Genomic DNA, 21408 nt, shown 5'->3' on the forward strand with positions numbered 1-21408 from the left:
TGCCTGCCGCAAACGCGCCGCGCGATGCGTACAACCCTCCAGGGGGTAGGCGTGTCCAACTGGCGTGGCAGAGGTTCTCGATTTCACAGCGGTACAGGCGAGGGGTGCGACCCTGCGCCCGCCCCGCCGTCCCCGTGCGCCCGCCGGCATGCCGGTGATCGCCCCCATGCCCACCACGAGATCGGCCCGCATCCCGACGCAGCGCGAGGGCGCTGAAGAGGCGATGAGCGCGGGCACCACAGTCGACCACCTGACCGAGACCTACCGCGCCCACTACCGGTCGCTCCTCGGCCTGGCGGCGCTGCTTCTCGATGACACGGCCTCGTGCGAGGACGTGGTGCAGGAGGCGTTCATCCGGGTGCACTCGGCGCGCAAACGCGTCCGGGACCCGGAGAAGACGCTCGCCTATCTGCGGCAGACCGTCGTGAACCTCTCGCGGTCCGCGCTCCGTCGCCGCATCCTCGGGCTGAAGCTGCTCTCGAAGCCGATGCCCGACATGGCGAGCGCCGAGGAGGGTGCGTACGACCTCCTGGAGCGCGACGAGCTGATCAAGGCGATGCGCGGCCTCCAGCGCCGTCAGCGCGAGGTTCTGGTCCTGCGGTACTTCGCGGACATGACCGAGGCGCAGGTCGCCGAGACCCTGGGCATATCGCTGGGGTCGGTGAAGGCGTACGGCTCGCGCGGGATCGCGGCTCTGCGGGTCGCCATGGAGGCACCGGCATGAGCAAGCATGAGTACGGGCGCGAGCAGGACGAGAGCGCCGAGTTTGAGCAGCGTGCTGGGGACGGAACTGTGGAACACGGCCAGGGCGACGAGCCCACCGCCTCCGAGAACGAGTCAGGCGCGGCAGAGGGCGCGGCGGAGTCCGAGGGTTCCGGGGCCGAAGAGGCCGCGGAGGCTGTCGAGACCGTCAAGTCCGTCGAGACGGTCGAGACGGTCGAGACGGTCGAGACGGTCGAGAGCAAGGGTTCCGGGGCGGGTTCCCCCTTGGACTCGCTCTTCGGCGGTGACGAAGGCTCCGGTGCCGACGAGCTGGCGCTGCGCAGGATGATGCGCTCGGCGGTCCAGGAGATCGAGCCCGGAGACCGCGCCCTGGAGCGTCTGCGGCACGCGGTCCCGGCGCGGCGACAGCGCAAGCGGCAGGCCGTGGTCGGCATGGCTGCCGCCGCGCTCTTCATCGGCACCGCCATCCCCGCTCTCGTGCACGTGACGAACTCCGGCGGCGGCTCGGACGACCGGCCGTCGATCGCGGGCAACAGCGAGCAGACGCAGGGCGGTTCGAGCCAGGGCAAGGACGCCGGCGGCGGGGAGAAGGGCGAGAGCAGCGGCTCCGGCCCCTCCAAGTCCAAGGACAAGAAGGACAAGAAGGGCAAGAAGGACGGCAAGGGGAAGGGTGAGGCCAGCGGCGGCGCGACCGGCGGCCCCGACCCGGCGGGCACGGAGTCCGCGGGCTCACCCGCCTGCGCGGTGGACCAGCTCGGCAGCGCCTCGGGCAGCGCGGGCGTGGCCGAGGCCGACGGCAAGGTGTACGGCACGTTCCGCGTCGCCAACGTCTCCGGCAGCAGTTGCACGGTCAGCGCCCCGGGCAGCGTGAGCACGGCGACGACGGGGGCGGCCGACCCCGCGAAGATTTTCGTCACCGAACACGTGGCGGGCGACGCGGCGACGGGTCTTCCGGATCCCTCGCAGGCGGTCAGCTCGCTGGTCCTCCAGCCGGGTGCCGCGTACGAGGTGAAGTTCGCCTGGGTGCCTTCGGAGGCATGCCCGACGGACAGCGGAGAGCCTTCGCCCGACCCGACCCCCACCGAGAACGGCGGCGGCACGGACGGCGGCACACCCGGTGGCGCCGAGCCCCAGATGGTGCGCGAGGACGGCGGCGTACAGGACGGCGGCGTGACGGTGTCCCTGACCGCCGCCCAGGGTTCGCCCGCCGCGGGGGCGACAATCGTCAACGCGTGCGCGGGGACGGTGTACCGGACGGGGATGCTGTCGGCGTCGTAGGCGCGGACATACGGACGACGGACAGAGACGGCCGGGGCGGAACCTTTGAAAGGTTCCGTCCCGGCCGTCGGCGTATGGGCGGAGTCAGCCCGCGCGGACTCCGGCAGCTGAGTCACTCACGCCGTCACCCGCGGCCGGATCCTCCGGCAGCAGCCCCAGCTCGGCGTCCCGTGCGAACTCCCGCTCCCGCCGGAACAGCCGGAACCACATGAAGACGACGAACCCCGCGAACACGAACCACTCGCCGGTGTAGCCGAGGTTCTGGAAGGCCTTGAGGTCGAGCCCGGAGTTCTCCGGCGCGGCCGCGGGCACCGCCTTCATCCCGGAGTCACCCTTCGCCAGGGTGACCCAGGCGTCGTACACATCGTCCTGGACCACGTTCACCAGCGAGGCCGCGCTGATGGCGCCCAGCTGTCCGTCCGGCAGCCCGCCGGCCGCGCTGACCCCGTTCGACCCGGGGCTCTCGGAGGCCTGGAGCGCGCCGGTCACGGTGACCTCGCCGGAGGGCGCCGCGGGCGCCTTCGCCGCGCTCGCCCTGCCGGGGAGCCAGCCGCGTACGACGGGCAGGTCCTTGCCGCTTTCGGTACGCAGCAGCGTCAGGACGTAGTACCCCGACTTGTCGTCCAACTCCCGGCCCGGCACAAGGAGTTGCCTGCCGTACCGTCCCGTGGCCGACACCTGTTCCCCGGACGTCTCCTTGTCCACGGGGAGCATCGAGTCCAGCGGCCGGGCCTTCTGCTCGGTCCGGGTGGGCGAGGCCTGCCGGTCCGCCTGCTGCTGTGCGGCGTCATGCGCCTCGACACGGTCCTCGAACCGCCCCAGCTGCCATGACCCCATGAAGACGCAGAAGGGGATGGCCAGCAGTACGAAGACGTTGATCCCCCACCAGCGGGGCGTCAGCAGGAACCGGTACACACCCCCACGGTACGGGGGCGTCCGCGGGGGAGAGGCCGCGGGGTTGCCGAACCCGCCGCCCCCCGACGCCCGACCCTCCGCCCCCCCCGGGGACTCCGCGCGCCCCGGGCTAGCGGAGGTGCCGCTCGGCGAAGTCCAGTTCCAACCGCACCTGCTTGATCCGCTCGTCCACGACGAGCGATCCGTGCCCGGCGTCGTAGCGGTACACCTCGTGCACCGCGTCCCGCGCCTTGAGCCGGTCCACGTAGTTCTCGACCTGGCGGATCGGGCAGCGCGGGTCGTTCACGCCCGCGGAGATGTAGACCGGGGCCTTCACCGCGTCCACGTACGTCAGCGGGGACGAGGCCTCGAAGCGCTCCGGGACCTCCTCCGGCGTACCGCCGAGGAGCGTGCGGTCCATGGCCTTCAGGGCCTCCATCTCGTCGTGGTACGCCGTCACGTAGTCCGCGACGGGGACCGCGGCCAGGCCCACCGCCCAGGAGTCGGGCTGCGTGCCGACGCCGAGGAGCGTGAGATACCCGCCCCAGGAGCCCCCGGCCAGGACCATGCGGTCCGGGTCAGCGAGGCCCGACGTCACGGCCCACTCCCGCACCGCGGCGATGTCCTCGAGCTCGATCAGGCCGACCCGGTGCTTGAGGGCGTCCGTCCACTCCCTGCCGTAACCGGTCGAGCCGCGGTAGTTCACGCGCACCACCGCGTACCCGTGGTCCACCCAGGCCGCGGGGCCCGCCGCGAACGCGTCGCTGTCGTGCCACGTCGGGCCGCCGTGGATCTCGAAGACCGTGGGGAGGGGGCCGGTCGCGCCGGCGGGCTTCTGTACGAGGGCATGCGCCCGGCCGCCGGGACCCTCCACCCACACGTCCTCCACCGGCACGGACGCCGGTGCCTTCATGCCGGGCGGGTCGAGGACGACGCCGCCCGACGTCGAGCGCACCACCGGCGGCTCGGCGGCCGACGACCACAGGTACTCCACGCTGCCGTCCGGCCGTGCCGTCGCCCCCGACACCGACCCCGCGGGCGTCTCGACCCTGACGAGGTCACCCGAGGCGAATCCGTACCGGAACAGCTCGCTGCGGGCCTCGAAGCTGTGCGCGATGAGCAGGGCGGAGCCGTCCGGATACCACTCGGCGCTCACGTCACCCGGCAGGTCGAGCGCCAGGTCCCTCTCCTCGCCCGTCGCGACGTCCCACACCATCGGCTCCCAGCGGCCGCGCCGCTGATGCCCGACGAGGAGCCGCGTGTCCCCGTCGACCGGCGCGAAGCCGAGGACTTCAAGGCCCAGCTCGACCGTGCCGCCCTCGGTGTCGTCGAGCTCGGCGACCGTGGAACCGTCCGGCCTGATCACCCGGAGGGTGGAGTGCATCGCGTCGCCGTGCTCCGTGTGCTCCACGGCGATCAGCGAACCGTCGTGGGAGAGGTCGCCGACGCCCGCGGACTCGCGATGGCGGTAGATCTCCACGGGGTCCGCGCCGGGGGACCGTACGACATGGATCGTCGAGCCCTCGTCGTCCGTCGAGCGGCCGATCACGGACATCCGTCCGTCACGGGCGAGCACGAGACCCGCCGGATACGACGGGTCGAGTCCCGGCACCGCGGGTTCGTCGGTGCCGCCGCCCGTGAACGGCTGGCGCATCCACACGCCGAATTCGTCGCCGTCCGTGTCGTTGAACCACCAGATCCACTCGCCGTCCGGCGTGAGCAGCCCGTCCGTCGTGCCGTTCGGCCGGTCCGTCACCTGGCGCTGCTCGCCGGTCGCGCGGTCCCACGCGTACAGCTCGTACGTCCCCGTCGCGTTCGACACGAACAAGGAGCGGTCAGGGGCGTCCTCCGCCCAGTCCGGCAGGGAGACCCGCGGCGCACGGAACCGCTTCTCCCAGTCCGGCATCGGCGCACCCGCGTCCCCGCCCGCGCCCGTGTCCCCGCCCGCTGCCGTCGGCGTCGTCTTCCCTGCACCCGCACCCAAGTCGCTCATGGACCCCATAGTGCACGTACGCGCCGACAATCCGCTGGCGAGGGTCCCCAGCCTGTGGATAACTTTCTGGAATGTACTCACCGACCCCGTCCGACTGGCGCGAGGCCAACCGAAAACGCTGGGACGAGCGGGTGCCCCTCCACCTGGCCAGCGACTACTACGACCTCTCGGCCTTCCGCGCGGGAAAGGACCCCCTGCGCGCCTTCGAGCTCGCCGAGGTCGGTGACGTCACCGGACGCTCCCTGCTCCACCTCCAGTGCCACCTCGGCCTCGACACCCTCTCGTGGGCCCGGCACGGCGCCTCCCGCGTGGTCGGCCTCGACTTCTCCGAGCCGGCCGTGGACGCGGCCCGCGACCTCGCGGCCGAGCTCGGCCTCAGCGCCGACCAGGCGTCCTTCGTGGCCGCGGACGTGTACGACGCGGCGGATGCGGTGCCGGACTCCTCGTACGACATCGTCTACACGGGAGTGGGCGCCCTGTGCTGGCTCCCCGACATCCAGCGATGGGCCGAGACCGCGGCCGCGCTCGTCGCGCCCGGCGGCTTCCTCTACCTCTCGGAGTTCCATCCGCTCACGGACATCCTGGACGACGCCACGGGCTCACGGATCGAGTACGACTACTTCGCCCGCGACGCCTGGATCGAGGAGACCCCCGGCGGCTACGCGGACAACACCACCCCCACGGTCCACAACCGCACCGTGGAATGGCAGCACCCGGTCGGCGAGGTCGTCTCGGCCCTCGCCTCGGCCGGCCTGCGGATCGAGTTCCTCCACGAGCACGACACGACGCTCTTCGAGCGCTTCGGCACCCTCGAACTCCGCGACGGCCACTACCGGTTCCCGGCATCGCGCCCCCGCATCCCCCTCATGTACTCCCTGCGGGCGAGCAAGGACCGCAAGGCGAGAACCTGAGGTCGCGCCTGCTTGCGAGGCAGCTCAGGGCCGCGCGCCCGTCGGCCGCACCCACCCCTCCCACACGAGCCCGTCGGGCTGCGCCGCCTCGCTCTCCCCTCGGCGGGGCGGGGCCGTAGAACCTGGTCCCGCCGGATCGAACTCCCCGAGCTTCGTCCAGCCCCACGAGCGCAGGACCTCGCGCCCCAGGTCGTCGTCCCGCTTGATGACCGCGACGACCAGATCCGTGGTGTGCCGGATGAGCAACAGGGTGCGCAGGCGTTCCGAGATGCCGAGGCGCCGGTAGGCGGGCACCACCATCAGCTCGGTCAGGAGGAAGACCCGGCCCGAGGCCGTGCTCTCCTCCACCTCTACGGGCAGAACACCGCGGAACCCCTTCCACCAGTCGCCGGTACGGTCCGCGCGGTAGCCGTAGAGGCAGCCGACCAGGCCCGCCGCGTCGGCGACGACCATGTCGAAGTCGGGCCGCTGCACGGTGCTCTCGAAAAGCCGCAGGAACCCCTGCCGGTCGCGGTATTCGGCGCCCGCGTCCCCTTCGTAGGCCTCGACATAGACGTCGGCGACCGCTTCCCGCTGCTGCTCCGCCTGCCACCGGGTCAGCCGCCGCAAGAAGACCTCAGTCATTCGTTCCTCCGCCCGCCCCCGTCGAGGGTCCCCTCGACACCCCTCGACACCCCTGGACTCCGCATGGTGACACCACGGAACGGCTAGCGGAACGGGGCGTGTGGGGGCCATTTCCACGGCGACGTCACGAGGGGGAGCCGGCGGCGGGGCGATTGTCGAGGGCGGCGGCGAGAAGGGCGCGGAGGTGATCGGCCTCCGGGAGCAACGTGGCCTCGATCTCGTCGTCGGTACGGCCGGCCAGGGTGAGCTCCTGGATACGCCGGAACAGGAGCCGGTCCGCGGCGGCGATCAGGGCTGCGTCGGCGCGGTGGGAGATGTCCGGGGCGGAATCCGAAGGGGCGGCGGCGGCCAGCGCGGCGGCGAGTGACTCCTCGCGCAGGTCGTGCAGTTCTCGCAGGCGGGCGGTGAGGGTGGGGCTGTCGGCGACCATGCGGGCGAACGCGAGGCCGGTGAAGCCGACGACGGGGCTGTGCGCGAGGAGGGCGGCACGGAACGTCCGCCCCAGGGCGGTGAGCGGCTCTTCGCCGGGCTCACGCTCGGCGACGGTCCGGGCAAGGCCCTCGGTGAAGGCCTCGTGGTGGTCGAGGGCCAGATCTTCCTTGCGAGGGAAGTAGTTGGTCACCGTCTTCTTGGCCACGCGGGCCGCGGCGGCGATCTCGGTGATGGTCGTCTGCTCGAAGCCCTGATCGATGAAAAGCCTGGTGGCGCAGTCGGAGATCAGCTGCCTGGTCTCCTGCTTCTTGGACTCGCGGAGCCCCATCTCGGTGGTGGTCATGAGGGAATCTTACACTCGGGGCAAAATTATGCTTGACCGACTGGGTGGGCGCGGCTAAAGTTACGTCCGTTGCAAAGTTATCCCGAGGAAACGAACCTAGACGCAAGTCCGCCCGCTCAACTGCCGACCGAAACCGCCGAGTTCACCCGGCCGCAGAGCCCGCGCGCTTGCTCGCCCCCATCACACCCCGACCTGCCAGGAGATGCCCTGAACGTCACCGCTTCCACCCTCTCCCTCACCGTCGCCGACGTGGACGCCTCGCGTGAGTTCTTCCGCACCCATCTCGGCTACGAGGTCGCCATGGCCGCCGAGGGCTTCGCCTCCTTGACCCGAGGTGACGGAGCCGCCGACATCGTGCTGCTCCGTGGCGGCAGCGAGGTGCTCCCGCCCGAGCAGCGGGACCAGCGGGCCACGGGCCTGATCTTCGCGCTCACCGTCACCGGAATCGAGGCCGAGGAACGCCGCCTGCGCGAGGCCGGAGCCCCGATCACCATGCCGCTGCGCGAAGAGCCCTGGGGCGAGCGTCTGTTCCAACTGACCGACCCGAACGGCGTCGTGGTCCAGTTCGTCGAGTGGGCGACGCAGGACGCACCCACGCAGACCGAGTAGCCAGACCCGGGCCCGGACGGGCTGTGACCATCAAAGGTTCCACCGATCCACAGCCTGAGATTAAAAGGTTACAAAGGCGAAACGCCTATCATTCAAGGGAAATTGGAGGCGGAATTATGGCTTCCGCCACAGCGTGTCCGTTCTGGGCGTGATGGAGTTGATCTTGACCATAAGGCCCGACTAGCACCCCTCGCCCCCACAGGGCCGGGTTGCGAGCATTGCCTGCAAAAGCACGTTCAAAGGAGTACGGCGCGTGCAGAACAGCACACACCGTCACCAGCTCAGCAAGCTGTCCCTGGCTGCTGTGTCCGCCACCGCCGGGGCAGCCCTGTTCGCCTCGGCGATTCCGGCCAACGCGGCCACCACCACCCGGCATTCGGATGGAGCGGCCCGGGCTGCCGCAGTCGTGGAATCCGCTACAGGGACAACTGACATCGCCGCGTCGACGGCGGCTCCGGGCACGCCGGCCAAGGCGGTAACCGCCGGGGACGGAGCCGCCCTCACGGTCACCGCACCGGAGAAGGCGAACGGCGCCCTGCACGCCGCCGACGACAACGGCTCTACGTTCGGCCTGACGCTGCCGGGCGCCAAGGACGTCGCCGGAGTCAAGGCCGGCGCGGGCACGGTGATCTACCCCGACGCCGCTCCCGCCACGGACATCGCCGTGCAGCCGACGAAGGACGGCGGAGCCCGCACCCTGGTCACGCTCAAGGACGCCAAGGCCTCCGGGACCCACCGCTTCCGGCTCAACATCCCGCAGGACGCGAGCATCACCGAAGACGGCCAGGGTGGCTACGAGATCACGCGTGAGGCCGGCGAGGGAGTCCACGTCCCGGTCGCCACGATCGACGCACCGTGGGCCAAGGACGCGAACGGCAAGAGCGTGCCCACGAGTTACAAGCTGGACGGCACCGACCTCATCCAGACGGTCGAGACCACCTGGAACACCGCGTTCCCGGTGGTCGCCGACCCGAAGATGACGTGGGGCATCGTGACGGGCACCGCGTACTTCAACAAGAAGGAGACCAGGGCGATCGCCACCAACGGCGCTCTGTCCGGCGTGGTCTCGGGCTTCCTCCCGCCAGGCCTGAACATCTACTGGAGTGCGCACGCCGCGGTCATCACCACGACGGCGCTGAAGGCGAAGAACGCCAAGAAGTGCATCAAGGTCAAGTTCGCGGCAGGAATCTTCATCCCCGGCCAATACTCCGGCGGAAACTGCAAGTAACACCACTAGCAACACGAGCACCACCAGCACCACAAGAAACACGAGCGGAGATCGGCTTTGAGCAGCACGTGGCTCATCTACGGCGGAGCCCTGATGGTGCTCCTGTCCATAGGAACCCTGTTCTTCACAGGCAGACCCACCACACCCGCCTGGCGTGACACCACATCGATAGCCTGCGGCGTCGTCGTCTTCGCCGTGGTGTGTGTCCTGGCGCTACTCCTCGACGCACCGGCCGGAACCGCGGTGTCCGGCGCCTGCTTCTGGATGGCCGCAACCATCACAGCCACACACGCGGTACGAGGCCGCACCACCACGCAGAACTGACCCCCACACACGTGAGCCCCTGACCACCGCCACCGGCCAGGGGCTCACGCGGGTCCACACGCACACAGAAACAGGTGAGGCGCCTACCGAATCCGGTAGGCGCCTCACCTGGTATTCCAGCTGTCGGGGTGGCGGGATTTGAACCCACGACCTCTTCGTCCCGAAGAAAGTCCCGGAACGTCGCTGACCTGGTCTACTTCGCTCCAGTGCAGGTCAGGGTATTGGTCTGCGTCGGTCCGGAAGGGTGGGGTCGACGCCGCCGTTCTTGATCCACTCCCCGCTCACTCCCCGGGGAGTGAGCGGGGAGTGGATCAGAGATCAGAGGTGGAGCATCGTCATGACCTCGGGGCTTCGCACACCCGTCGAGACGGCAGGGATCTCTACACCGGGGCGGATCCAGCCGGAGCGCTCTGCTGCGGCGACAGCCAGCTTCTCGGCTTCGTCTGCTAGGGAGTTCAGCGCTTCGTCCGCGCCGAGAGAGCTGGCTCCCGCCGCAGCGGATGCAGCCAGTGAGGCTTTGAGCGCGGCCTTGCATGCAGCGAGCGATGGTTCGGTGTCGCCGTCGACGAGCTGCCCCATCTGGGAGGCCTGCGCGGCGGAGGCAGCCGAGTTTCTGGCGCAGCGAGAGTCTGCGGCTGGGTCGGGTGGGATCTCCGAGAGCACTGCGAGCGCTTGTGCCGCTACACGTGCGGCGTGAGCTGCCTTCCAGATGGCGTTCTCGTCGGCTTCCTTGCCGTCCGGCCGCTCTCGCGCGACGCGCTCGATGTAGTGGCTGATGGCTGCCGCCCGAGCTGCTGCACTCTCGGCTCGTGCGGCGTGCCCTTGTCTGAGGGCTGATGCCTCAGGTCCGTTCATCTCCCGGTCGCGTTCGCTCATCGGCCTCTCCTCATCTGCCAGAACGATGGTGCGCCGTACGCAGGCTGCCCGCCCAGCGTGGTCCACGGTCCGTGGAAGGCGGATGTGCCGGGCAGGGTGGCATGCCGCGGCGCAACAGGCCAGACAAGCGCACGAGAGGAGGGCGAGTTGCGCGTCTTGGACGCCGGCGCCCAAGCCGTCGGCTTCGGGACCAACTCGCCTAACGGAACGTGGCTACGGATTCCGCGGCGATGGCGGGAGCAACAGGTCCCGCTCCGGGTGCTGTTCGCCCGTCACACTGCCGCTCACACCGAGGTCCTGGCGAGCGGCGTCGTGGAAGGCGGTGATCGCGCGGAATACCGCTCGGTTCCGGTCCCGCCACTCCTCAAGCGTTCCCGACACCTTGCCGTTGGCCTGCCAATCAATGCTGAGAGCAACGGCGTTCAGCCTGTGTGCGGCCTCAATGACCTCGTCCCCTGCGAGCAACAAGATGCGTTCGAAGGCACGCCCTCGAAGATGGCTGGCCTCCAACACCTCGGCACGGACATCCCTCTCGCTCTGCTGACTCTCGCGCAGGCCCTCTCTGAGCTCGTAGAGATGAACAGCGAGAAAGACGGAGGTGCGGACCGTATCGATGTATCCCTCGTACGCGTCCAACTTCCTGTCGTCCCAGCGGACCAGGAGCTCATGCTTCTGGCGGCTGCGGTTCATGAGGTAGTTGGTCAGGTGCGTCGTCAACGCGCCCAGCAATACCGCTGCGACTGTTACGAGCTGCTCACCCGTTCCCACCGTTCCCCCAGGTCAGCACGACTCCTAAAGACGACTGGACGATGTTACGAGTGCAGCGGGGGAAGGGGAAGCCGATGGCTGAAACACGGGGGGCCATGGCTTGTGCGAGTCGATCAGGCCAGCGGAACGGGGTGGGTGACGCTGTGACGGGTGTGACACCCCGTGTTGCAGCGCTCTTGATGCGCTTCGTTGGGTTCGCGGTGGTCCCACGTCGAGCGAGGTGCAAATAAGCTCCGTATGGCTCGTAGCAGAACGGCGGCCCAACGTGGCGATGGGGAGAGGCTGTTGACCGAATACATGGGGCCCGAGGATCAGAGCAGGTTCAGTCGCTTGCTGAAAGACCGCAGGCTGGTCCTACTGCGATTCACTGGTGCGGAAGCGGCCGCAGCGGAGGTCAAGGCGATCGAGAGGGCCCTCCATCGCCTCGCCGCCGCGAACTACGGGTGGTGCGAACTGTGCGGAGCGGAGATCGGCCACGTGCGGTTGGAGCAACAACTCACGGCCACTGCGTGTGCCGACTGTCAGAAGCTTGGGAGTTCCGAAGAAGGTCAGGCTGGAGACGCTTCCGATAAGGCCTAGGTCGGGCCTAGTCCAGCAAACCGGGCTCGCTGTCCGGTCGACAGTGCGGTCAGGCATCGATCGGTTCGTACAGGGCTCCGTGTGATCCTCCCTGCGCCTCGTCCTTCGCTCGGACCCTAAGGTCACGCAGGGAGACTGGACCGTTACGCCTCTGATGCACTACGTGAAGTGTCCGTTCCATTGCATAGCGTGACAGTCGTCACTTCGAAAATCCCTTGTTCTGTAGTGCTAATTCGAAGCACGATGATCATCGACTGATCGACCAAGGGGGAAGTGCGTGAGTCTGGATCGTAAGATAACTGTGCCTTTCATTGTCGCAATGGGGGCGGTGACCATCTCGCTCTGTGCGCCTGCGGCGAACGCACAGGTTCAGGATTCTGGTCGCATGGTGCAATCCGTGGAGACCAGGGCCGACAAGTGCAAGAACCAGAACAGCAAAAAGATTGCCTACACGTTCAACCGTGGGCCTGCACGGATACCTCTGCGCTGTGGCACCGTGAACTGGGGGCACAAGCACCTCGTCGAGCGCGGCAGGTGGAGCACGTCTTTCAAGAACAAGATCAATGAGACTCTCTGGAAGGGGTACGAGAAGAGCCCCGGCGTGATCTTCCGGTACAAGCCGGGTACCGGGTGCTCCCCGAACCCCAGGAAGAACTTCAAGGTGGTGTACAACAAGGGTCCGCTCGGCGGTAGGCCCGGCGGGGTGACGCCCCAGGGGGTCATCACGGCTAGCGTCGAATACACGCCGCGAAGTGCGAGCGCTTGCTAGAAGGATGATTTATGGCCACCGCGGAACAGGTGCAGGAAAAACTCGGAGAAAAGCTCCTGGGGGTCCAGAGGCAGGGGCCGGGGGTCCCTATCGAAGTCCTACGGTTTCAGGTAGATGGCGTTTCGCCTGCCCTGCTGATCGAGCTTGATGTTCGGGTTTCAGGTGAGGTCTGGCGCGTTTCTCTGCACTATAAGGGTGAAGAGGCAAGCTTCGTCAGTGGTGACCTATTCGACGAGACGCTTGAGTATCTCGCCCTGCTGCTGCGAACCCACCTTTTCGAGTGGTGGCACACGAAGGACACTGAAAAGGTCGCCAAGCGTATGGGCGTGAGGCTGGAATAACTGCAGTGACGGCTACGCCGACTCCGCAGGGGTTCCGCAGCGTGCTGTGCCGCTCGGTTCTCGGGTCCGCATGATCAAGGGCTCGCGGGAGGGGTCGGGGAGCCGCCATGAGCGGCTGCCCGACCTTTGCTGCTTGAGGGGGTAGTGGTCGGTGCTTGACGATGAACAGGCCGATCGGTCCGCTGTCCCGGCCGGAGCCGAGCCGCGGTGGATCTCTAGAGGAACAGCTCGAATACCGAATCGAGCGACCAGACTTGCCAGCTCATGCCGAGGAGAGCGGCGACCGAGATCAGGGCCATCATGAAGTTCTGCCCCTGCTCAGCCCAGTCGTGGATCATCAGCACGAAGTAGATCAGGTTGAGTACGAGGCCGCCGACGAGCGCGATCGGCGTGAGGAAGCCGAAGATGAGGCCAAGCCCGAGGGCCAGCTCCGCGTAGGCGACTATGTACGCCATCAGCTGCGGCCGGGGCCTCACCGTCAGGTCGAAGCCGGACCGGACGAACTGCCAGCGGTGCTTCTCGGCAATGCCCACGGCCCAGCCGATGCCGCCTCCGGTGAACCAGGTCTTCTTGTCCTTGTGGCGCCAGCTCTCCAGCCACCACAGGCCGAGACCGATCCGCAGTACGGCAAACCACTCGGCTCCGCTGAGCCACATCGTCTGCATCGCGCGTGCCCTCCCTCAACCTGACCTGACGGCTCGTCAGTTCAGCCGATCTCGACCGATCGCGCAAGGGGTCGAGTTTCAAGCGGACTGTTGCCGTCACCGGTGTGACGCCATAACCTCAATCTGATGGTCCGTCAGATGCATGTATGGGAAACCGGCAGGTAGTAGGGGGCAGAGCAGTGGAGAACATCGAGGTCGGGGCCAAAGAGCTCCCCCGCGTCATCAGCGTGGATGACCACGTGATCGAACCCGCGCACCTCTTCGAGAAGTGGCTCCCGAGCAAGTACCGCGACCGGGGCCCGAAGCCCTTCACCGCAGGTATCGGCGAGCTTGAGTACATCGGCGGTAAGTACAAGTTCACGACGGACCCGGAAGGGCAGGTCACCGACTGGTGGGAGTACGAGGGAGAGATCTTCCCGTACAAGCGGATCATCGCTGCCGTGGGCTTCTCGCGGGATGAGATGACGCTCGACGGCATCACGCGTGAGCAGATGCGCCGTGGCTGCTGGGACCCGAAGGCCCGCCTGGAGGACATGGACATCAACCATGTCGAGGCCTCCCTCTGCTTCCCGACGTTCCCGCGCTTCTGCGGGCAGACGTTCTCTGAGGCCAAGGACAAGGAGGTCGGGCTCGCTTGCGTCCGGGCGTACAACGACTGGATGGTGGAGGAGTGGTGTGGTGACAGCCGCGGAAGGCTAATCCCACTGTGCCTCATCCCGCTCTGGGACGTGGATCTCGCTGTCGCCGAGATCAAGCGCAATGCTGCTCGCGGCGTGCGAGCAGTGACCTTCAGCGAGATCCCGACGCACCTCGGGCTGCCGTCGATCCACTCCGGCTACTGGGATTCGTTCTTCGCGGCGTGCGAGGAGACCGGCACGGTCGTGAACATGCACATCGGTTCGTCATCGCAGATGCCGGCGGCATCGCCCGACGCGCCCCCCGCCGTCCAGGCCTCCCTGAGCTTCAACAACGCGATGGCCTCGATGATGGACTTCCTCTTCTCCGGGGTCCTGGTGAAGTTCCCCCGCCTCAAACTCGCGTACAGCGAAGGGCAGATGGGGTGGATTCCGTACGCCCTGGAGCGCGCCGACGATGTGTGGGAGGAGCACCGGGCCTGGGGTGGCGTCAAGGACCTGATCCCGGAGCCCCCGTCGTCGTACTACTACCGGCAGATCTACTGCTGCTTCTTCCGGGACAAACACGGTGTCGCCTCGATCGAGACCGTGGGCGTCAACAACGCCACCTTCGAGACCGACTATCCGCACGTCGACTCCACGTGGCCCCACACGAAGGCAGTGGCTGAGGATCACGTCGGCCACCTCCCTGAGGACGTGGCGTACAAGCTGCTCCGCGGGAACGCGATTCGGATGCTGGATCTGCCGTTTGACCGGGATCTCTAGGGGCGTCCGCTCGTGGTGGGCCGGTAGGGGCCGGCTCCACCGCCGGGCTAGCGCTCGGTCAGCGCAGCGTCTCGGCGTCGATGCGAGAAAAGATCAGCTCGGTCTCACCGACGATGGGGCCGCGCCATCGAACCGGAGGCTCCGGCCGGCGCAGGGCGCGGGGGTAGTTCTCCGGCCTGTAGTCGGTCGGCAGCCGGTAGGTATGGAAGCCGTGCTGAGCCATGGTCTCCAGCAACTCGTCGATGGAGTCGCCGAGCTGGGCCATGCGGTCTGGAGTGACCTCCACGGCGATCTCCACATCCGGGCGGAGCTCCTCAAGGGCGGGGGCCAGCCCCCTGATGACGCCGCCCTCGGCACCTTCTACGTCGATCTTGATCACGCGGGCCCTGCTGAGTTCGTCCTCGTCCAGGACCTCAGGCAAGGGGAGAGCCTCCATCTCGAAGCTCGACTCAGCCGGACCGTCGTACGGGATGATCGAGTTCGCGCCCATGTTGTTCGAGCTGGCGAGTATGAACGTCAGTGTCTTGTGGCTGTCGGAGACGGCCGCGTTGACGGCGCGGACGTTGTCGCAGTCGTTGAGACGGACGTGCTGCAGTACGCGGTTGTGGAAGGTGGGTGAAGCCTCGATGGCCACCACCCGCCCCGTGCTGCCGACGAGGCGTGATCCCAGGACCGCGAAGTAGCCGATGTTGGCGCCCACGTCGATGAACGTGTCTCCGATGCCCAGCCGGCTCTGCAGCCACCGCGTCATGTGCGGCTCCCACACCCCGTAGAGGCTGATGAACCGCTGGATGAGATCGCGGGAATCGCACGCGAAGCGCGCGTCGAACCGCGCCTCGACCACGCGCTGGCGCGGGTGGTCACGGAGGTACGGGTTGAGGTAGTGGGCAGCTAGCGGGCCCTTGAGCAGCGAGCCCGGTGCGTTGCGTACGTAGCCGCGGCCGAGAGTGACCAGGAGTTCTGAAGCGCAGCGGAGAAGAGCGGGAGGCATAGCACGTGACCGTACGAGTCTGTTCCAGCATGGGCAAGATCGGATGGCGGCAGGCCGCGCCTCAGCCGCTACGCGCGTGGTGGCAGGAAGGGCGGTGCCAGGATCAGTCTGCGTGGCACATGGCGGCTTTACCTGCATTCTTGACAGGGACTGCATCTCCGTCGGTTTCAGCGTAACCGCTCTGCATCGAATGCCGAACGAGTGAGCCCTGTAGGTTCCTTATCCATCCGCTACCGTCTGAGGTGTAGAAGGTGATCCCTACCAGGTGGAACGGGTTTTTTCTCGGCTTCGGATCGCCATATGGGTTCCTGATGATACTTGCGAGCTTCGCTACTCTTAACATGTCGATCTTGCTGTGAGAGCAAGGAGGAAGAGCTGTAAGCAGCGTCATCGGAGTCGTATCCCGCAAGTCCATTCGCTCCAACTCGTACCCGTTGATCCGTACCTCGTTGGCAGATTCTTTGTAGAGAAGTCCCCAATTGACGACGGGGTCCGGTGACCGATTAATGAGGTGGAGATCCTTGTATTCGCCTTTGTGGGTCTCGATCCAGGCGCTGACCCGACCCGCTCGGGAGCGCAGGGCTTGATTGTCCTCGCTTACTGACTGCGTGCGTTGGTCGCGAAGTGCGGCGACGGTTGCCCAGGTGGCTACCCCGCTGACGAGTAGTCCGGCAGCGGCGGCCATCGCTGAGATGAAGGTGCCCCAAGTGGTCAGTCGGTCTCGTCCTGAACTTCCGGTCCTGGGCCTTGCCCGTCGACTGGCAACCCGCAGGGCTCGGCGGGTGAATGCGTGCACGCTTCCCCGGCCTCGGGTCTCCCGCCCCCCGTTGCTCCCTCGGCGTGGTTGAGTCACGGATTGTCAACGAGGGCGTGCTGCACACGGTGTTGGGCGCTCAGCAAGTCGGCAGTGCACTATCAGTTCAGTCGGCTGCGTGAGCGCGGCCTGGCTGTACGGGACAACCTTCGTAGCCGCTTCTCAGAGCTGTCTTGACGGACCCCATAACTACCGGGATCCAGCGGCCGGCGGGCGGGGTTGCCGGAGGTATGCCCCGGCAACCCCAGCCCTGGTCTATGTCGGTGAAGCGGATCCGCCCACTGCCGGGTCGGTGATCGTGGCGTTGAAGTACTGGAACGCCGACAGCTCATAGTCGCTGTGCCGCGTCATGCCGGCGTGCCTGAGGCACCACAGCTGGGCGTCGTCCGGGTCGGCCGTGTCTACCGAGCGTTGACTGCACGCGAGGCACTTGCCGATGTGGTGCACAGACATGGCGGGCACAGCCGACAGCGTCCACTCGATGGGCCGGTATCGGCCCCGATCCAGGGCGCTGTCCTCGCTCATCCGAACGCCCCGGCAGGAAGGCGCGGCCCATCGTCATCCGGGTCGTCGTCCGAACTGATCGCGTCCGGATCATCATCGGGCAGCGTCAGCCGTGCACCCCTGCTGTCCGCGATGCGCTTCACGTCGCGAAGTGCCTCGCTCGTGCGCGCGAGCGCGTAGCGGAGTTGATCGCTGCTGGCCTTGGGGTCCGTCAACAGGTCGTCCGTGTGGGCAAGCAGTTCGTCGGCCATGCCCAGTTGAACGGACTCGATGTTGTCCGCGACGCGGGACAGGTAACTGCCCGGGTCGTCGCTCGCCAGGTAGCAAGGTTTCCCGTCCGGGGTGGACCACGGCAGTAGGCGCGTCGCCTGTGTCGGAATCATCGGGCGCCCTCCAGATCGGGGTCCGGAGTTGGAGCATGCGCCGTGAAGACGGCCTCTGCGCTGTGGCCGGGGAGCACGAGGAGAGACGCCTCCACCACCCGGCCGGCGGAATCGGTCGATACCCGCTCGATGCCGAGTACGGGTGTACCGGCGCCGATGCGGAGGGCCCAGGCCTCCTCGGGGTCGGGGAGCCGGGCGGTTACACGCGAAGCGCTACTGGCCACGTGGACCCCAGCCTTCTCCAGTAGATCCAGAACGTCTTCTCCCAGCGGTGAGCCGCTCGCCCTGGGGACGTCGACCCGCGCCACGTCGCACGGCACGTAGACCCGGGCCAAGGCGTACGGGAACTTCATGTGGTGGCTCAAGAAGGCGTACTCGATCAGTGCGGTGGCCGGTGGCGTGCGCAGCAGCGAGGCTAGTTCCTTGCCGGCCGCTGTCTCCTTCGTGCTCACGTTCACCTCTATGGCGGCGTTGACGGCTGCTCGCCGCTCCCGGGACAGGCTGTCCGCCGCGTACGTGATCTGCCCGGACGTGTGGCGAACGAAGTTGCCGCGTCCATGAAGCCGCATGATCAGGCCCTCGTTCTCCAGCACGGAGAGGGCGTCACGGATGGTGGGTCGGCTCGCCCCGAACAGCTTCGTGAGTTCGCTCTCGGCGGGGAGCTGGTCGCCCGCCGAGAACATGCCCGTGGTGATCTGCTGCCGGAGCTCGCCCGCGATGGACGCGTATCGATTGAATGCCATGCGACGCGTCACCCCCTTCTGACTGCCCGGGTCACGGACAGCCGCGTCTTGGAGTGAATGGTCAGGACCTCACCCGTGGTGAAGCGCAAACCCTTTGCCTGGCCGTGGAGTTCGAACATGTTCAGCACCTCAAAGCGCTGGCCGCCGATGTCCACGACGTCGTGCTGCTGGATCGTTTGCGAGGTGACCTCAAGGGTGGTGACGGTGATGTTCCGGGGGTTGATCACTGGTCCTCCCCGCTGGCGTGCTCGGCGGGAGGGGATGCGCTGGACCAGGCCCCCGCGGCGTGTGCGGAGGGCCGGGCGCGTCGCTGCCTGGCCCATGGTCCGGGGCTACGGATACGGTCGAACACGCTGTTCAGCTCCCTAAGGCTGATGGCCGTGCCCCCGGACGAGTCGGATCGTCGCGGGGGTTTCCTTGCGTACGGCGGCCCTTGCTGTGGTGCCGCTCGCGGTCGTGTCGAGCCCGAATCCGTCGGACGTCATGAGGAGCGTGAGAAGCCGCTGCCATGACTCGGCGGAGACGGAGCTCGGCACCTTCGTCTCTATGGAGATGCGGTCCGCGTGGTGCTGCAGCCGCGGCGTGAATCCAGCAGCAGAGAGGCCCGCCACGATCTCGTCGGCGCGAGCTTCTGGTGAGGGCACAAGGCGTTCCTCCATGACATAGATCTAGATAGCTAACTAGAAGCTAGCTATCTAGATTAGAGGTCGTGGACTAGATTTTCTATATGCGTGACCAACCGCCATACCTTCGGATCGCTAACGTGCTGCGACGGCGAGTTGCCGACCGCGAGTGGACGCCAGGAGACCGGTTGCCTTCGCGCGCGCAGCTCGCGCAGGAGTGCGGTGTCGGCGAGGCCGTCATCCGCCGGGCGCAGGAGACGCTGATTTCGCAGGGCGTTCTGGAGGGGCGTGCCGGCTCGGGCACTTACGTTGCCGAGCCCCGCGAGCGTCTGAGGATGGTGCGCTCGCAGCATCGCGAGCAGTCTGGCGGATCTCCGTTTCGCGTGGACATGGCCGCGCTCGGCAAGGACGGGACATGGGAGAGCCGGAGCGACGCCATGATCCCGGCGCCGCCGGACATCGCCGCTCGCCTCGGTATCGCCGAGGGGGAGTACTGCGTCCGCACCGCTTATGAGTTCCTCGCCGATCGGCGGCCCGTCCAGGTGTCCACGAGCTGGGAGCCGTACAGCCTCACTTCCGGCTCACTCGTGGTGCTCCCCGAGGGCGGTCCGCTCGCCGGAACTGGCGTGGTGCGCCGCATGGCGGAAGTTGGCATTACGGTCAGCCGAGCCGTGGAGCAGCCGGAGCCCGGACACGCGAATGCCGAGGAGGCTGTGCTCCTCGGCATCCAGCGCGGTGCGCTCGTGACACGCATTCAGCGGACGTACTACAGCGACGACGGACGCCCGGTCGAGACGGCTGACATCGTCGTGCCCGCTGCCTCCTGCGAGATCGTCTACGAGGTTCCGGTCAATCAGTGATGATCAGTCAGAGCTGACGGGGTAGCGCCACTGGAAGTAGTCCAGTGCGCGCGCCCTCGCCTCGACGACGGCCATGCGTGCATCGCGCTCCGCCGTGTCGACGTGCGCTGCCTGGCCGGTCGCCTGACCTTCCCACTTGCGGTAGAGCAGGCCGACCTCGGACGAGAACCAGCCGCGTGAGGTCGAGTTCAGGGCGAGCAGAAGGCCCGTGTCCTCGGACGCCGGCAGCGCCATCCAACCGCCGAGGGCCATGAGCAGGTCGCGGCGCACGAAGAGGGTCGCCGGGTGAACCTGCGCGCGATAGTCGTGAGACGCCCAGTAGTCGAGCACCTCCTGACGCTCGACCGGCCCCGGCTCCGGGTCGCCGGGGAAGCCGACGGTGGATCCATCGGGGAGCAGATCGAGTACGCGAGACGTAGCCCAACCGATGCTTCGATCAGCTTCGAGGGCCGCGAGGTCGCGAGCCAGGGTGCCCGGCGCCAGTTGGTCATCGGCGTCCAGGACCTTGACGTACTCGCCGTCCGCGTGGGCCAAGGCGATGGTGCGAGCAAGCCCGGGGCCCCCATGGCGCCCCTGCCTGAACGTGATCCGGTCGTCCTCAGGAACGTGGGGCGCGACCTGATCAGTCTTCCCGTCCTCCTGGATCAGCCAGTGCCACTGCCAGCCGGCGGGCAGCTCCTGCTCGCATATGGACTTGTACGCGTCAGCCAGGAAGTGCGCCGACGGTGCATGGACGGCCGTGACGATGATGATGCGCCGGCTCACGGCTCACCACCTTTCCAAGGGAGTCGTGAACAGTATTTCTGTGCGGTCGCCGGGGAGCGTGATGTCGGACATCTCGACGATGCGGTTGTCGGTGTCGTACTGGGTTTTACGCAGGACGAGAACCGCGGTACCGGGCGGCAGGCCCAACTCCTCCGCCTCTTCGACCGTCGGAGGCCGGGCCGTCACACGCTCTTCTATGCGGTCGATCTCGATGCCCACGGTGTACAGCTGGTTCCCCGTCCCGCCTGGCCACGGCTCCTTCGTGTCGTCAAGGAGGTCGGGGTTCCCCTTGACGATGTCGCGGATCAGGTACGACGTGACGAGGTTGAACGGGTTCCGCTCGGCGCTGTATCGCGTCCGGTAGGACCGCTCGACGAGAGCCGTGCCTTCCTCGACGCCCATGGCCTCTGCGATCTCCTTGGGAGCCTCGATCTCGCGGTACGCGGCGTGAAAGACGAGGTCGTCGACCTCAAGACCGGTGTCGTGCTCGGTCGCTCCTGTTTCCAGGCGCTGCTGCTCGGGGGCGCGAGCACGGTCCTTCTCCCACTGGTGCCGCGTGTTCGCACGCTGAACCTTCGTGCGCGGGCGGCGCACGAAGGTTCCGCGGCCGTGCTGCTTCTCGATCAGCCCTTCCGACTGGAGCAGGCGTAGAGCCTGTTGGACGGTCGGCCCGCTGCGCCCCGTGCTCTTTATGAGAGCGGCTTCGGAAGGCAGTCGGTCCCCTGGGCCGAGCTGGCCTGCGCGGATCTGTGCGCGGAGTTCGTCCGCGATCTTCTCGTAGGCCTTTGCCATCCGTGCTCACCGTCCTGTCGTTCAAGCGCGCCTCAGCATACGACTCCTAAAGAGGTCTTGACGAGTGGAGGAGTGATACGTCATAGTCCTAGCAACTCCTAAAGAGGTCTTGAGGACTTGACCTCTTTAGGAGTGGCCACGCACGGAGGAAAGCCCGAGAGGGTCAGTACGAAGGA

27 protein-coding genes are annotated in these 21408 nt (G+C 67.3%); 11 read left to right on the plus strand and 16 right to left on the minus strand.

The window, feature by feature from the left end:
* The first annotated feature begins 64 nt into the window (after positions 1-64).
* Positions 65-724, plus strand: coding sequence for a SigE family RNA polymerase sigma factor (locus AB0I66_RS26810; protein WP_363210486.1), 660 nt, complete (start codon positions 65-67; stop codon positions 722-724).
* Complete coding sequence (locus tag AB0I66_RS26815) at positions 721-2001, plus strand: hypothetical protein (protein WP_363210487.1); 1281 nt, start codon at positions 721-723, stop codon at positions 1999-2001. Before AB0I66_RS26810 ends, AB0I66_RS26815 begins: the two co-directional genes overlap by 4 nt.
* An 84-nt stretch (positions 2002-2085) precedes the next feature.
* On the opposite strand, the gene AB0I66_RS26820 is transcribed toward AB0I66_RS26815, so the two are convergent.
* On the minus strand, positions 2086-2916 hold the full coding sequence (locus AB0I66_RS26820) for an SURF1 family protein (protein WP_363210488.1): 831 nt from the start codon (positions 2914-2916) through the stop codon (positions 2086-2088).
* A 109-nt stretch (positions 2917-3025) separates the two neighbouring features.
* Positions 3026-4801, minus strand: coding sequence for a prolyl oligopeptidase family serine peptidase (locus AB0I66_RS26825; protein WP_363210676.1), 1776 nt, complete (start codon positions 4799-4801; stop codon positions 3026-3028).
* Between the two features lie 158 nt (positions 4802-4959).
* Here AB0I66_RS26825 and AB0I66_RS26830 point away from each other — a divergent pair, with 158 nt between their 5' ends.
* Positions 4960-5799, plus strand: a complete 840-nt coding sequence (locus AB0I66_RS26830) for a class I SAM-dependent methyltransferase (protein ID WP_363210489.1) — start codon at positions 4960-4962, stop codon at positions 5797-5799.
* A gap of 24 nt (positions 5800-5823) precedes the next feature.
* Here AB0I66_RS26830 and AB0I66_RS26835 read toward each other — a convergent pair whose 3' ends face one another.
* Both AB0I66_RS26835 and AB0I66_RS26840 read right to left on the minus strand, forming a co-directional pair.
* Positions 5824-6423: a hypothetical protein gene (locus AB0I66_RS26835; protein ID WP_363210490.1), complete on the minus strand. Its 600-nt coding sequence runs from the start codon at positions 6421-6423 to the stop codon at positions 5824-5826.
* 124 nt (positions 6424-6547) lie between these two features.
* Positions 6548-7183 carry a helix-turn-helix domain-containing protein gene (locus AB0I66_RS26840; RefSeq protein ID WP_363210677.1) on the minus strand — a complete coding sequence of 212 codons (636 nt, stop codon included), beginning with the start codon at positions 7181-7183 and terminating at the stop codon, positions 6548-6550.
* Positions 7184-7405: 222 nt separating this feature from the next.
* Here AB0I66_RS26840 and AB0I66_RS26845 point away from each other — a divergent pair, with 222 nt between their 5' ends.
* From AB0I66_RS26845 to AB0I66_RS26855, 3 genes are all read left to right on the plus strand, one after another.
* Positions 7406-7807: a VOC family protein gene (locus AB0I66_RS26845; protein WP_363210678.1), complete on the plus strand. Its 402-nt coding sequence runs from the start codon at positions 7406-7408 to the stop codon at positions 7805-7807.
* A gap of 253 nt (positions 7808-8060) precedes the next feature.
* Positions 8061-9035, plus strand: a complete 975-nt coding sequence (locus tag AB0I66_RS26850; RefSeq protein ID WP_363210491.1) for a hypothetical protein — start codon at positions 8061-8063, stop codon at positions 9033-9035.
* A 57-nt stretch (positions 9036-9092) separates the two neighbouring features.
* Positions 9093-9359, plus strand: coding sequence for a hypothetical protein (locus AB0I66_RS26855; protein ID WP_363210492.1), 267 nt, complete (start codon positions 9093-9095; stop codon positions 9357-9359).
* Positions 9360-9677: 318 nt separating this feature from the next.
* Here AB0I66_RS26855 and AB0I66_RS26860 read toward each other — a convergent pair whose 3' ends face one another.
* Positions 9678-10235: a hypothetical protein gene (locus AB0I66_RS26860; RefSeq protein WP_363210493.1), complete on the minus strand. Its 558-nt coding sequence runs from the start codon at positions 10233-10235 to the stop codon at positions 9678-9680.
* Positions 10236-10448: 213 nt separating this feature from the next.
* Positions 10449-10952: a hypothetical protein gene (locus tag AB0I66_RS26865; RefSeq protein ID WP_363210494.1), complete on the minus strand. Its 504-nt coding sequence runs from the start codon at positions 10950-10952 to the stop codon at positions 10449-10451.
* 348 nt (positions 10953-11300) lie between these two features.
* Between AB0I66_RS26865 and AB0I66_RS26870 the strand changes: the two genes are divergently transcribed.
* From AB0I66_RS26870 to AB0I66_RS26880, 3 genes are all read left to right on the plus strand, one after another.
* Complete coding sequence (locus AB0I66_RS26870) at positions 11301-11582, plus strand: TraR/DksA C4-type zinc finger protein (protein ID WP_363210679.1); 282 nt, start codon at positions 11301-11303, stop codon at positions 11580-11582.
* Between the two features lie 397 nt (positions 11583-11979).
* Positions 11980-12351, plus strand: coding sequence for a hypothetical protein (locus AB0I66_RS26875; protein ID WP_363210495.1), 372 nt, complete (start codon positions 11980-11982; stop codon positions 12349-12351).
* 11 nt (positions 12352-12362) lie between these two features.
* On the plus strand, positions 12363-12692 hold the full coding sequence (locus AB0I66_RS26880) for a hypothetical protein (RefSeq protein WP_363210496.1): 330 nt from the start codon (positions 12363-12365) through the stop codon (positions 12690-12692).
* A gap of 215 nt (positions 12693-12907) precedes the next feature.
* Here the strand turns inward: AB0I66_RS26880 and AB0I66_RS26885 are convergent, their stop codons facing one another.
* Positions 12908-13357: a DoxX family membrane protein gene (locus AB0I66_RS26885; protein WP_363210497.1), complete on the minus strand. Its 450-nt coding sequence runs from the start codon at positions 13355-13357 to the stop codon at positions 12908-12910.
* Between the two features lie 179 nt (positions 13358-13536).
* Here AB0I66_RS26885 and AB0I66_RS26890 point away from each other — a divergent pair, with 179 nt between their 5' ends.
* Positions 13537-14757 carry an amidohydrolase family protein gene (locus AB0I66_RS26890; protein WP_363210498.1) on the plus strand — a complete coding sequence of 407 codons (1221 nt, stop codon included), beginning with the start codon at positions 13537-13539 and terminating at the stop codon, positions 14755-14757.
* A 58-nt stretch (positions 14758-14815) separates the two neighbouring features.
* Here the strand turns inward: AB0I66_RS26890 and AB0I66_RS26895 are convergent, their stop codons facing one another.
* The 7 genes from AB0I66_RS26895 to AB0I66_RS26925 all read right to left on the minus strand — a co-directional run bounded on the left by AB0I66_RS26895 (position 14816) and on the right by AB0I66_RS26925 (position 18851).
* Complete coding sequence (locus tag AB0I66_RS26895; protein ID WP_363210499.1) at positions 14816-15748, minus strand: FkbM family methyltransferase; 933 nt, start codon at positions 15746-15748, stop codon at positions 14816-14818.
* Positions 15749-15851: 103 nt separating this feature from the next.
* The gene (locus AB0I66_RS26900; RefSeq protein ID WP_363210500.1) at positions 15852-16433 is read right to left on the minus strand and encodes a hypothetical protein; all 582 of its coding nucleotides are present in this window, start codon (positions 16431-16433) and stop codon (positions 15852-15854) included.
* Between the two features lie 384 nt (positions 16434-16817).
* The gene (locus AB0I66_RS26905) at positions 16818-17087 is read right to left on the minus strand and encodes a hypothetical protein (RefSeq protein ID WP_363210501.1); all 270 of its coding nucleotides are present in this window, start codon (positions 17085-17087) and stop codon (positions 16818-16820) included.
* The gene (locus tag AB0I66_RS26910) at positions 17084-17449 is read right to left on the minus strand and encodes a hypothetical protein (protein WP_363210502.1); all 366 of its coding nucleotides are present in this window, start codon (positions 17447-17449) and stop codon (positions 17084-17086) included. Before AB0I66_RS26910 ends, AB0I66_RS26905 begins: the two co-directional genes overlap by 4 nt.
* A complete protein-coding gene (locus AB0I66_RS26915) occupies positions 17446-18192 on the minus strand; it encodes a GntR family transcriptional regulator (RefSeq protein ID WP_363210503.1) in 747 nt (248 codons plus the stop codon). Before AB0I66_RS26915 ends, AB0I66_RS26910 begins: the two co-directional genes overlap by 4 nt.
* Before the next feature lie 8 nt (positions 18193-18200).
* A complete protein-coding gene (locus AB0I66_RS26920; RefSeq protein WP_363210504.1) occupies positions 18201-18419 on the minus strand; it encodes a hypothetical protein in 219 nt (72 codons plus the stop codon).
* Between the two features lie 138 nt (positions 18420-18557).
* The gene (locus AB0I66_RS26925; protein WP_363210505.1) at positions 18558-18851 is read right to left on the minus strand and encodes a hypothetical protein; all 294 of its coding nucleotides are present in this window, start codon (positions 18849-18851) and stop codon (positions 18558-18560) included.
* 68 nt (positions 18852-18919) lie between these two features.
* Between AB0I66_RS26925 and AB0I66_RS26930 the strand changes: the two genes are divergently transcribed.
* Positions 18920-19675, plus strand: coding sequence for a GntR family transcriptional regulator (locus AB0I66_RS26930; RefSeq protein ID WP_363210506.1), 756 nt, complete (start codon positions 18920-18922; stop codon positions 19673-19675).
* Between the two features lie 3 nt (positions 19676-19678).
* Here the strand turns inward: AB0I66_RS26930 and AB0I66_RS26935 are convergent, their stop codons facing one another.
* Together AB0I66_RS26935 and AB0I66_RS26940 are read right to left on the minus strand one after the other, a co-directional pair.
* Positions 19679-20440, minus strand: a complete 762-nt coding sequence (locus AB0I66_RS26935; protein ID WP_363210507.1) for a glycosyltransferase family 2 protein — start codon at positions 20438-20440, stop codon at positions 19679-19681.
* A gap of 3 nt (positions 20441-20443) precedes the next feature.
* Complete coding sequence (locus AB0I66_RS26940; RefSeq protein WP_363210508.1) at positions 20444-21232, minus strand: GntR family transcriptional regulator; 789 nt, start codon at positions 21230-21232, stop codon at positions 20444-20446.
* Between the last annotated feature and the right edge of the window lie 176 nt (positions 21233-21408).

This window comes from Streptomyces sp. NPDC050439 (assembly GCF_040655335.1).
GTDB lineage: Bacteria > Actinomycetota > Actinomycetes > Streptomycetales > Streptomycetaceae > Streptomyces.